General features: G+C 71.2%; 12 protein-coding genes. 3 read left to right on the top strand and 9 right to left on the bottom strand.

Going from position 1 to position 11,092, the window contains the following annotated elements:
* Positions 1 to 638 (top strand): alpha/beta fold hydrolase (locus AC1RVW_RS30015; RefSeq protein WP_493204352.1); only part of this gene is annotated, 638 nt, incomplete at its 5' end.
* Between the two features lie 66 nt (positions 639 to 704).
* Here the strand turns inward: AC1RVW_RS30015 and pxpA are convergent.
* From pxpA to AC1RVW_RS29985, 6 genes are read right to left on the bottom strand one after another with little or no spacing between them, the layout of a single operon-like run.
* The gene (gene pxpA / locus AC1RVW_RS30010) at positions 705 to 1,445 is read right to left on the bottom strand and encodes a 5-oxoprolinase subunit PxpA (RefSeq protein ID WP_493204350.1); all 741 of its coding nucleotides are present in this window, start codon (positions 1,443 to 1,445) and stop codon (positions 705 to 707) included.
* A 23-nt stretch (positions 1,446 to 1,468) separates the two neighbouring features.
* Positions 1,469 to 2,467: a 5-oxoprolinase subunit C family protein gene (locus tag AC1RVW_RS30005; RefSeq protein ID WP_493204348.1), complete on the bottom strand. Its 999-nt coding sequence runs from the start codon at positions 2,465 to 2,467 to the stop codon at positions 1,469 to 1,471.
* Complete coding sequence (pxpB, locus tag AC1RVW_RS30000; protein ID WP_493204346.1) at positions 2,464 to 3,126, bottom strand: 5-oxoprolinase subunit PxpB; 663 nt, start codon at positions 3,124 to 3,126, stop codon at positions 2,464 to 2,466. The genes AC1RVW_RS30005 and pxpB overlap by 4 nt, the downstream gene beginning before the upstream one ends.
* A gap of 6 nt (positions 3,127 to 3,132) precedes the next feature.
* Positions 3,133 to 3,636, bottom strand: coding sequence for a pantetheine-phosphate adenylyltransferase (gene coaD, locus AC1RVW_RS29995; RefSeq protein WP_081269908.1), 504 nt, complete (start codon positions 3,634 to 3,636; stop codon positions 3,133 to 3,135).
* Between the two features lie 43 nt (positions 3,637 to 3,679).
* Positions 3,680 to 4,327 (bottom strand): RsmD family RNA methyltransferase, encoded by a 648-nt coding sequence (locus tag AC1RVW_RS29990; RefSeq protein ID WP_285412972.1) that lies wholly within the window; start codon positions 4,325 to 4,327, stop codon positions 3,680 to 3,682.
* Between the two features lie 43 nt (positions 4,328 to 4,370).
* Positions 4,371 to 5,006, bottom strand: coding sequence for a LysE/ArgO family amino acid transporter (locus AC1RVW_RS29985; protein ID WP_493204344.1), 636 nt, complete (start codon positions 5,004 to 5,006; stop codon positions 4,371 to 4,373).
* A 78-nt stretch (positions 5,007 to 5,084) separates the two neighbouring features.
* Between AC1RVW_RS29985 and AC1RVW_RS29980 the strand changes: the two genes are divergently transcribed.
* The gene (locus AC1RVW_RS29980) at positions 5,085 to 5,999 is read left to right on the top strand and encodes a LysR family transcriptional regulator ArgP (RefSeq protein WP_493204342.1); all 915 of its coding nucleotides are present in this window, start codon (positions 5,085 to 5,087) and stop codon (positions 5,997 to 5,999) included.
* 5 nt (positions 6,000 to 6,004) lie between these two features.
* Here the strand turns inward: AC1RVW_RS29980 and AC1RVW_RS29975 are convergent, their stop codons facing one another.
* Together AC1RVW_RS29975 and AC1RVW_RS29970 are read right to left on the bottom strand one after the other, a co-directional pair.
* The gene (locus AC1RVW_RS29975; protein ID WP_493204340.1) at positions 6,005 to 7,387 is read right to left on the bottom strand and encodes a M16 family metallopeptidase; all 1,383 of its coding nucleotides are present in this window, start codon (positions 7,385 to 7,387) and stop codon (positions 6,005 to 6,007) included.
* Positions 7,388 to 7,401: 14 nt separating this feature from the next.
* Positions 7,402 to 8,850 (bottom strand): M16 family metallopeptidase, encoded by a 1,449-nt coding sequence (locus tag AC1RVW_RS29970; RefSeq protein ID WP_106936898.1) that lies wholly within the window; start codon positions 8,848 to 8,850, stop codon positions 7,402 to 7,404.
* Between the two features lie 29 nt (positions 8,851 to 8,879).
* Between AC1RVW_RS29970 and ftsY the strand changes: the two genes are divergently transcribed.
* Positions 8,880 to 10,163 (top strand): signal recognition particle-docking protein FtsY, encoded by a 1,284-nt coding sequence (ftsY, locus tag AC1RVW_RS29965; RefSeq protein WP_493204337.1) that lies wholly within the window; start codon positions 8,880 to 8,882, stop codon positions 10,161 to 10,163.
* Between the two features lie 94 nt (positions 10,164 to 10,257).
* Here ftsY and AC1RVW_RS29960 read toward each other — a convergent pair.
* Positions 10,258 to 11,092: hypothetical protein (locus AC1RVW_RS29960; protein ID WP_493204335.1), on the bottom strand; the 835-nt coding region annotated here is incomplete at its 5' end.

Below are 11,092 nucleotides of genomic sequence, written 5' to 3'. Positions count from 1 at the left end.
CCCTCCCCTCTGTCTTCGACACCCGCGTGAGCGACGCCCAGCGGCACAACGGCACCATCGAGGGCATGGCCGCCGCGGTGTTGCGCGACAACCACGGCCCGCTGGTGCTGTGCGGCGCGTCGATGGGCGGCATGGTCGCGATGGAAGCGGCCCGCCAGGCGCCCGATCGCATCGTCGGCCTTGCCCTGCTGGGCACCAGCGCGCGGCCCGAGACGCCCGAGATGTTCACGCTGCGCGAAGGCGCCATCGAGTACTTCGAGCGCGGCGAGCTGCGCGACGTGATCGAGCCGAACGTCTACTTCGCCTTCCACCCCGCGCAGGCGGCCGATGACGTGCTGGTGCGGCGCTACCTCGACATCGTGCTGGGCGCGGGCGCGCAGCAGCTCATCAGCCAGAACCGCGCCGTGATGCGGAGGCCCGACGCGCGGCTGCACCTGGGCTCGGTGCGTGCGCCGGTGCTGCTGATGTGCGGCGACGACGACAAGCTCGCGCCGCCCGAGTGCACCCGTGAGATGGCCGCGCTGCTGCCGCAGGCCGAGGTGGTGTGGGTGCCCGCCTGCGGCCACATGCTGACGATGGAGAAGCCGGAGCTCGTCAACGCCGCTTTGAACGGCTGGCTCGCGAAGCACTTCGGCTGAGCCTCGCGGCCGCTCTCGTGGCGATCGCCGAAGGCGGGTGGGAGCGCTTCCGAGCGCGCCCTGGGGTCAGGCCGACGACCGCACCGCGATACCTTCGGCCTGCAGCCGTTCGCGGATGCGGCGCGCGAAAGCCAGCGCATGGGCGCCGTCGCCATGCAGGCACACGGTCTGTGCGTTGACGGGCACGACGCTGCCGTCGATGGCCGTCACGCGGCGGTCCCGCGCCATCGAGAGCGTCTGCGCGATCGCGCGCTCTTCGCTGTCGATGAGCGCGCCGGGCTGGCTGCGCGGCACGAGGCTGCCGTCGGGCATGTAGCCACGATCGGCGAACACCTCTTCGACAGGCTCCAGGCCGGCACGGCGGGCGGCGTCGATCATGCGGCTGCCCGCGAGGCCGAAGAACCTGAGCGTGGGGTCGAAGCGGCGCACCGCCTCGCACAGCGCGTCGGCGAGCTCCGGTTCCTTCGCGGCCTGGTTGTAGAGCTGGCCGTGGGCCTTCACGTGCGACAGCCTGCCGCCCTCCGCCTTCACGATGGCCGCCAGCGCGCCGATCTGGTAGAGCACGTTGGCCACGATCTCGTCGGGCGGCAGGTGCATGGTGCTGCGGCCGAAGTTCTCGCGGTCCGGGAAGCTGGGGTGCGCGCCGATGGCCACGCCGTGGCGCATTGCCCAGCGCACGCACTGCTGCATGGTCTTGGCGTCGCCGGCGTGCCAGCCGCAGGCGATGTTGGCGGAGCTCACCAGCGCGAGCAGTTCTTCGTCGCTGCCGGCGCCTTCGCCGAGGTCTGCGTTGAGGTCGATGTGCATGGGGCGTTTCCTTTGCGGAAAGTCTATGCCCTGCCCGGCCAGCCTGTAGCGGCCAACCCCTGCGCCACCTGCGCAAGATAGCGCTGCTGCTGCGCCCATGCGGCCAGCGCCTGCGGCTGGTCGACCTGCACCAATCGCAGCCTGCCGTTCAGCGGCGCCTGCGCCAGCTTCCACAGGTCGGCGCGGATCACCACGCCGATGCGCGGGTAGCCGCCAGTGGTCTGCGCATCGCCCATCAGGATGATCGGCTGGCCCGACGGCGGCACCTGCACCGTGCCGGGGATGACGCCCGACGACAGCATGTCGCCGCCGCGCTTGCGCTTGAGCTCGGCGCCCGCGAGCCGGCTGCCCATGCGGTTGCTCTGCGGCGTGATGCGCCACTGCTCCCCCCACAGCAGTTCGCGCGCGGCCAGGGTGAACTGCTCGAACTCGGGGCCGGGCAGCACGCGCAGGGCGATGGCGCCGTCGGCTTCCGTGGGGCCCCAGTCCGGCCCGCGCACGCCGAAGGGGCGGCGGGCGAGCTGTGCGGCGTCGAGCCTGGGCGTGCCCAGCGGCAGGCGGTCGCCCTTGCGCAGCGGGCGCCCCTGATGGCCGCCGAAGCCGGCCTTCAGGTCGGTGCTGCGCGAGCCCAGGATCTGCGGCACGTCGATGCCGCCCGCCACCGCGAGCCAGCTGCGCAGCCCGGCTTTCGCCGCGCCAGGCGAGTTCGCGCCGTAGAGCTTCAGGACCTGGCCGGCCGCCACCGGCACGCTCCAGCAGGCGCGCAGCGGCACGCCGTCGAGCCTGGCCGTGAAGTCGTCGCCGGTCAGCGCGATGCGCGTGGCGGCTTCGAAGCGAAGCTCGCAGCCGCCCATGGTGAGTTCGAGGCCCGCGGCGCCGTCGGCGTTGCCCACGAGCCGGTTGGCCAGCGTGAGCGAAAGCACGTCGAGCGCGCCGCCGGGGCAGATGCCGAGCTGGCGATGGCCGTGCCGCCCCAGGTCTTGCACCGACGCGAGCACGCCGGGTTTCTGGACGACGATCATGCCTGCACGCTTTCCGCGACGAAGCGCACGCGGTCGCCGGGGCGCAGCAGCGTGGGCGGTGCGGCCTTGGGGTCGAACAGCTCGAGCGGGGTACGCCCGATCAGTTGCCAGCCGCCGGGCGAGGCCAGCGGGTAGATGCCGGTCTGCTCGCCGCCGATGCCGACCGAACGCGCGGGCACCGCGGTGCGCGGCTCCGCCCGGCGCGGCGTGGCGAGTTCGGGTGGCAGGCCGCCCATGAAGGCGAAGCCCGGCAGGAAGCCGAGCAGGTACACGACGTATTCGCCCGCGCTGTGGCGCCGCACCACCTCGGCCGGCGTGAAGCCGGTGTGCGCCGCGACGTCCGCCAGGTCGGGCCCGTGCTCGCCGCCGTAGGCCACCGGGATCTCGACCAGCCGGCCCAGGGCGCCGCCGGACGGCAGCTTCGGCCAGGTTTCGAGCACGTGGGCCGTGAGGGTGTCGAGGTCGATCGCGGTCGGGTCGAAGGTCAGCGTGAGGTTGTTCATGCCCGGCAGCGTCTCGCCGACGCCCGGCCATTGGCGTGCACGCTCGGCGAGCGCCCAGATGCGCTGCTGCTGCGCCAGCGTGGCGGGCGCCGGCAGCTCGCACAAGAGCGCTGCATCGCCCAGGAGATGCAGCCGGGGCGGCGGGGTGCCGCTCATCGAGGCTTATTCACGGCCGAGGCTGCGAACCTTGGCGGCGAGCTGCTGCTCCACGTTGGGAGAGACGAACTTGTGGACCTCGCCGCCGAGCATGGCGATCTCGCGCACGAAGGTGCTGGAGATGAACTGGTACTTGTCGCTGGGGGTCAGGAACACGGTCTCGACGTCGGGCATCAGCGAGCGGTTCATGCCCGCGAGCTGGAACTCGTAGTCGAAGTCGGTCACGGCGCGCAGGCCGCGCACCATGGCCTTGCCGCCCCGCGCGACGACGAAGTCGCGCAGCAGGCCGGAGAAGCTCTCGACAGTGACCTGGTCGCTGTAGGGCTTCACCGCCTCGCGGGCCATGTCCATGCGCTCGGACAGCGTGAAGAGCGCCTTCTTGTGGTGGCCCGCCGCGACGGCGACGATCACCTTGGAGAAGAGCTGGGTTGCGCGCCGCACCACGTCCTCGTGACCGAGGGTGATGGGGTCGAAAGTGCCGGGGTAAACCGCGATCACGTTGCTGGCCATGGTTGCTTCTTCCTCATGCTGCCGATGCGGCTTGTTCGGCGGATTATGCAGTCCCCTCCGGAGCGGGCCGAAGCAGATGGGCATGCACGGCGCCGGCCTTCAGGTAACGGAAGCCGGCGAGGCCGAAGGCGGCGAGCTCTTCGTCGCTCCAGCGGCGCGGCGCCTCGAGGTACACCGAGCCCCCGGCACGCAGCGCGCGCGCGGCCGCGCGCAGGGCGGGCTCGTAGAGCGCGGTGCTGTCGAACGGCGGATCGAGGAACACGGCGTCGAGGCTGCCGGCGGGAGTGCGCTCCAGCGCCGTCACGCCGTTGCCGCGCTCGATGCGCACGGCCTCGGCCGACAGCTTGGCCTTGGCGGCCTGCAACTGCGCGACCAGTGCGGCGTCCTGCTCGCACAGCAGCACGCTGGCGGCACCGCGCGAGGCGGCTTCCAGGCCCAGCGCGCCGGTGCCGGCGAAGGCGTCGACGCAGTGCCAGCCCGGCAGCTCGCCGCCGCCGGCCCCGGCCAGACTCGCGAGCCAGTTGAAGAGGGTTTCGCGCACGCGGTCGGGCGTGGGGCGCAGGCCGGGCTTGTCGGCCACGGCGAGGCGGGTGCGCTTCCATTCGCCGCCGATGATGCGCACCTCGCTGGGCTTCGATGGGCGCCTGGTTGCGGCGGGACGGGCGGCTGGGGCGGCTTTCTTCTGGGGCATGCGGCGAGCTTAACGCCCGGCGCCCCTCGGCCCGGAGCCCGCTTCAGAGCCCGCTGAAGGCGCGATGGGCCAGCATGGCGGCCAGCAGGAGCATGGTGCCGCCGATGAGCCCGTCGAGCATCTGCCAGGCGCGCGGCCGGGCGAACACCGGCGCGAGCAGGCGTGCACCGAAGCCCAGCGAGGTGAACCACAGCGCGCTGGCCGTGGCCGCGCCCGCCACGAACCAGACCTTCAACAACCCCGCGTACTGCGCGCCGGCACTGCCCACGAGCAGCACGGTGTCGAGGTAGACATGCGGATTCAGCAGCGTGAAGCCCGCAGCCTGCGCGACCACGGCCGCGCGCGACAGCGACACGCCCTGCGCGCTGGCCTGCAGCGCGGCGGGCCGGCGCGAACGCCAAAGCGCCTTCAGCCCGTAGCCGCAGAGAAAGACGGCGCCGAATGCCGCCAGCACGGTCGCCAGCATCGTGCGGCCCTTCAGCGCCTGCGCCATGCCGGCCACGCCGGCGCCGATCAGCAAAGCGTCGCTGGCCGCGCAGAACAGCACCACCGCGCCCACGTGCTCGCGGCGCAAGCCCTGGCGCAGTACATAGGCGTTCTGCGCGCCGATGGCGACGATGAGGACCAGGCTCATGAGGAGCCCGTTGGCGAAGGCGGGGGTGGCTTGTACGGCTTGCATGGTCCGAGCTTGCAGCCTGCGCGCAGTTAATTCAAACTAAACTTTCTAACGCCGATTCAGTTTTACTTCATCTCCATCATGCTCGACTATGCCGCCCTGAACGCCCTTGCAGCCGTCGTGCGCGAGGGCAGCTTCGAACGCGCGGCCCGCGCGCTCCACGTCACGCCGTCGGCGGTGTCGCAACGCATCAGGCAGCTCGAAGAGCGCACCGGCGGCGCCTTGCTCGTGCGCGGCCAGCCCTGCGTGGCAACGGAGGCGGGGCTGCAGCTGTGCCGGCATGTCGAGCGCGTGGGCATGCTGGAGCACGAACTGCGCGACGCCATGCCCGTGCTGGGCATGGGCAGTGGCGAGGCCGCCGACGAGCGGCTGACGGTGCGCGTGGCCGTCAACGCCGACAGCCTGGCGACCTGGTTCATCGCGGCGGCGGCAGCCTTCACCGCGCAGGCACGGACGGTGCTGCTCGACCTCACGGTGGACGACCAGGACCACACGGCCGAGCGGCTGCGCAGCGGCGCGGTGCTGGCGGCCGTCACGGCGCTGGCGAAGCCGGTGGCGGGCTGCAACAGCGAGGCGCTGGGCACGGTGCACTACGTGGCGGCCGCGAGCCCGGCATTCGTGCGCGACCATTTCGCCAAGGGCGTGGGTGCGCGCACGCTGGCGAACGCGCCGAGCCTGGTGTTCGACCGCAAGGACCGGCTGCAGGCGCGCTGGGTGCGGCGCATCTGCCACCGCAATGTCGAGACGCCGCGGCACTGGGTGCCCTCGCCCACCGCTTTCGTCGAGGCGGCATGCGCCGGCATGGGCTGGGGCATGCACCCGGCCAGCATGGTGGCCGGCGCCATCCGCGAAGGCAGGCTGGTGGAACTGGTGCCCGGCTCGACGCTGCCGGTGCCGCTCTACTGGCAGCAGGCGCGCGCGGCGCCGCGCCTGCTGGAAAAACTCGGCGCCGCCGTTCGCGCGGCCGCCAGCCAGGGGCCGCACGCCCTGGCCTAGTCGCTTTACTGCGGCTGCGCCTTGGCGGAGGCCTGGGCGGGCTTGCCGCCCACCACCACCGTCACCATGCGCTCCGGCTGCAGCTTGCGCTGGAAGGCGGCCTTGATGTCGGCCGCCGTGACCGCGTTCATGCGCGCGGTCCATGTGTCGAGGTAGTCCAGCGGCAGATCGTGCCAGGCGATGTTGGCCACGTTGCCGATCAGCTTGCGGTTGCTGTCGAGCAGCAGCGGGAAGCCGCCGATCACGTTGTCCTTGGCGGCCTTCAGCTCGCTGGCGGTCGGGCCTTCGGCCACGAATTTCGCGAGCACCTCGCGCGACACCTTCACCGCTTCCTCGGCCTGGTCGGGCCGGGTCTGGAAGCCGATGCGGAACGCGCCCGCCTCGAGCCCCGGCGCGAAGCCGCTGTAGATGCTGTAGGTGAGCCCGCGCTTCTCGCGCACCTGGTCGGTCAGCCGCGACACGAAGCCGCCGCCGCCGAGCACGTAGTTGCCCAGCGTGAGCGCGAAGTGGTCCGGGTCCTTGCGCGGATAGCCGGGCTGGCCGATGAAGACATGGGCCTGCGCCGAGTCGAACGGAATGCGCTCTTCCCTAGGCGCGGTCAGCGCGGCCACGGGCGCGATGGCCGGCAGCGGCGTGCAGGCCTCCGGTCCGGGCAGGCGCGACAGCAGCGTGTTGGCGAGCGTCTCGGCCTCGGCGCGCGTGACGGCGCCGACGATGCTGAGCTTGGCGCGGCACGGCACCATCAGCTGCTCGTAGCGCTGGCGCATGGCGGCGGTGTCGATGCGCGCCAGCGTTTCCTCGGTCACTTCCTGGCCGTAGGGATGCGTGCCGTACACCGTCTGCGCGAAGGCGCGGCCCGCAACGGTCGCGGGCTTGGTGTTGGCCTCCTTGATGGCGGCGTTGATGCGCTCGCGCTCGCGCTGCCACACGTCGTCGGGGAAGGCCGGCTCGCCGATCTCGCGCGAAGCCAGCGCGACGGCCTTGTTCAGCAGCGCCGGGTCGGACAGCGTGCGCAGCGAATAGCTGGTGCGGTCGGTGCCGGCGCTCACGTCGAAGCTGGCGCCCAGGTCGGCCCAGGCTTCGCCGAGGGCATTCTGGTCGAGCGCGGGCTCGCCGCCCTTGCCTGCGCGCACGCCCTTCTCGACCATCGCGGCCGTGGTGCTGGCCAGGCCGGCCTGCGGGGCCGGGTCGCGACGGCTGCCGGCGTCGAAGTCGAGCTGCATGTCGACGATCGGCAGCGCGTTGGTCGACGCCAGATAGATCTTGGCGCCGTTGGCGAGCGTCCAGTGCTGGATGGGCAGCGCGGCATGCGCGCCGGTCATGCCCGTGAGGGCCGCCACGCCTGCGAACAGCAGGGCGCGTGCGGTTTTCTTGAGAGTCTTCGTCATGGAATCGTGACCTTTCAGCGCAGCTCGCCCGCGGGCGCAGCGAAACCGCGGCCGCGCTTGGCCTCGGGCGGCAGGGGCCGCAGCGTGGCGACCGTGAGCTGGTCGTCGCCGAAATACTTCGCGGCCACGGCCTGCACCTGCGCGGCCGTGACGGCTTGCAGCCGCGCGACGATGCGTTCGCTGGCGTCCAGCGGCAGTCCCTGGATCCAGTTGCTGCCGAGTTCGCGCGCCTGCGCCATCACCGAGTCGCGCTTGTAGGTTTCGCTCGCCACCCATTGCGTCTTGACCCGGGCCAGCTCCGCTTCGCCCACGCCTTCCTTGGCGATGCGCGCCACCTGCGCGCGCAAGGCGGCCTCGACCGCCTCGGCGCTCTTGCCGGCGGCCGGCACGCCTTCGAGCACGAAGAGCTGCGGCCCGCGGCCGATGAAGCCCGCATAGGCGCCGGCCGAATCGGCGACGCGGTCGGGGCCCTGCGTGAGCGCGCGGTCGAGCCGCGCGCCGGCATAGCCGTCGAGCACGGCGGACAGCACCACCAGCGCCCAGGAGTCGCTGTTCACGTCGTCGATGTTCGCGATCTGCGGCACGCGGTAGGCCAGCGACACATAGGCCTGCTCGGCGGGCGCCTTGAATTCGAGGCGGCGGATGCCGCGCTGCACCGGCTCCACGCGCGGCTTGCGCACGGGCACCGCGCGCGAGGGGATGCGGCCGTAGTACTTCTCGGCCATCGCGCGGACCTGGGCCACGTCGACGTCGCCGGCCACCACCAGCACGGCGTTGGCGGGCACGTACCAGCGCTGGTGGAAGTCGCGCACGTCGGCCGGGGTCATGGCGTCGAGGTCGCTCATCCAGCCGACCACGGGGCGGTGGTAGGGCGACGCGATGAAGACGGCGGCGTTCTGCTGCTCGCCGAGCAGGGCGCGCGGCTGGTCTTCGGTGCGCAGGCGGCGCTCTTCCTTGACGACTTCGATCTCGCGCTTGAACTCGTCGTCGGGCCACTGGTTGTTGGCGAAGCGGTCGGATTCGAGCTTCATCACCTGCTCGAGGCTGCCGACCGGGATCTGCTGGTAGTAGCCGGTGTAGTCGCGGGTGGTGAAGGCGTTTTCCTGGCCGCCGAGGGCCGCCACGCGGCGCGAGAACTCGCCGGGCTTGATGTCCCTGGTGCCCTTGAACATCATGTGTTCGAGCGCATGTGCGACGCCGGAGGTGCCGTCGACTTCGTCGAGGGAGCCGACGCGCACCCAGACCATCTGCACCGCCGTGGGCGAGCGCCGGTCGGGCTGGACGATCAGCGTCATGCCGTTGGCAAGGGTGAATTGCTGGGGTCCCGGCGCAGCCGCGGCGGCGGCGGACGAAGCGGCGGGGGCCGGAGTGGACTGGGCCTGCGCAGGCATGGCCCACGGCGCCACGAGCGCCATCGCCAGCACCGCACCAGACGCAGCACGGCGTGGCGGGAGGTGTTTCATAGAATGGGTCGGATTGTAAAAAGCTCCTGATGTTCAGTTTCTTCAAGAAAAAACCGCCTGCCGATGCCCCGGTCGCGCCGGCGCCCCCTCCGGCCGCCGCGCCAGCGCCTGCCCCGGAGCCCGCGCCCACGCGCTCGGTGTTCTCGCCTTCGAGCTGGTTCGGCTCGAAGCCTGCGGCGGAGGAAGCGCCTGCCGCGCCTGCGCCTGCACCGGCCCCTGCTCCAACGCCCGCTCCGGCACCAGCACCAGCACCTGCACCTGCCGCCCCTGCGCCGGTCGTCGCGGCGCCGGCGCCAGCCCCGGTGGTGGCCGCTCCGCCTGCGGCACTGGCGCCTGTCTTCGCTCCCGCGCCAGCTCCGGCGCCTGCCCCCGTCCCGGCTCCCTCCCCGGTCGCCTCGGCGCCGGCGGTCCCCGAGCGCAAGAGCTGGCTCGACAAGCTCAAGACCGGCCTGCGCAAGACCGGCACCGGCATCCAGGCCGTCTTCGTCAATGCCCAGATCGACGACGCGCTCTATGAAGAGCTCGAGTCCGCCCTGCTGATGGCCGACACCGGCGTCAAGGCGACCGAGTACCTGCTCGACGACCTGCGCGGCCGCGTCAAGCGCCAGATGGCCACCGACGCGGCCCAGGTCAAGGTCCTGCTGGCCGAGGCGATCGCCGACCTGCTCAAGCCGCTGGAGAAGCCGCTGGTCATCGGCCAGTTCACGCCCACCGTCATCATGGTGGCCGGCGTCAACGGCGCGGGCAAGACCACTTCCATCGGCAAGCTCACCAAGCACCTGGCCACCGAAGGCGCGTCGGTGCTGCTGGCCGCGGCCGACACCTTCCGGGCTGCCGCACGCGAGCAATTGCTGGTCTGGGCCGACCGCAACACGGTAGAGATCGTGAGCAACGAGGGCGGCGACCCCTCCGCCGTGAGCTTCGACGCGGTGAATGCCGGCAAGGCGCGCGGCAAGGACGTGGTGCTGGTCGACACGGCCGGCCGCCTGCCGACGCAGCTGCACCTGATGGACGAGCTCAAGAAGATCAAGCGCGTCGTCACCAAGGCCGACGCCACGGCGCCGCACGAGGTGCTGCTGGTGATCGACGGCAACACCGGCCAGAACGCGCTCGCGCAGGTCAAGGCCTTCGACGAGACGCTGGGCCTCACGGGCCTGATCGTCACCAAGCTCGACGGCACGGCCAAGGGCGGCGTGCTGTGCGCCATTGCGCGCGAAAGGCCGATCCCGGTGTACTTCATCGGCGTGGGCGAGAAGCTGGAAGACCTGGAGACCTTCGACGCGCGCGAGTTCGCGCAGGCGCTGCTCGGCTGACGCGGTCCGTGCCCCACCCATAAAAAAACGGCCCCGGCTTGCACCGGGGCCGTTTCTCTTTTCTTCTTTTCTTCTCTTCTCCCCCCTCGCCGGGTCAGAGACCGAACGGCGATGTCGGCATGCACAGGGCGGGCCCCGTGCAATTGCTGGCCTTGTAGTAGTAGTTGCGCGTCTGCGAGTTCACGATCATCGGGCCGATGAGGGCGAAGCCGGTCGCGCCCAGCGTGTTCGACTGCTCGATCTCCGCTGCCAGCGTGTCCTTCGGAACCAGCGCCTGGTAGGTGAAGGTGCTGGACTGCGAAAGGTCCTTGGCGAAGATGTTCCCGAAGCTGTACGGCCCCCTGAAGCGGAAGCCGCGAGCGCCCGCCTCCTCGAACTGCGCCAGGGTCGCGCCGACGTCGGATGCGTCGTCTTTCACTTCATAGGCGAACGTGGAATTGCCGACCGAGCTCTTCTCGAAGACCGCGACCATCGCCGAGCCGAACCCGTAGGCCGGCGCGGTATTGAAGTAGCCCTCCGCGCCCTGCGCGTTGCCACGGGCGATGAAGTCGGACCTGCTGGCCGCCGCGGCCTCGGTGCGGTAGGTGTAGGTGGCGCTGGTGCCGCTGTCCTTGCGATAGATCATCACCGGCACGTTGTTCACGCTGCTTGCGCCAGCCCAGCGATAGCCGCGCCCGCCCGCTTCGTTGGCCTGGGCCAGGAAGGCATCCGCGTCCGCCGGCGTCGCCTTCGTCTCGTAGACGTAGGTGATGTCGCCGGTCTTGTAATAGACGTTGGCGCCGGCACCGGACTGGGCCGCCGTCAACGCGCCGAGGAACCTGTAGCCCTTCGCACCTTCGGTATTGAGGTCGTTCAGGAAAGCCGCGCCATCCGCCGGATACGGCACCTGCTCGTACAGGAAGGTGCTGGTGGCCGGCGCGGGCGCGGGC

This window comes from Variovorax sp. MPBD4-3 (assembly GCF_058809745.1).
This window is presented reverse-complemented; position numbering and strand designations above follow the sequence as displayed.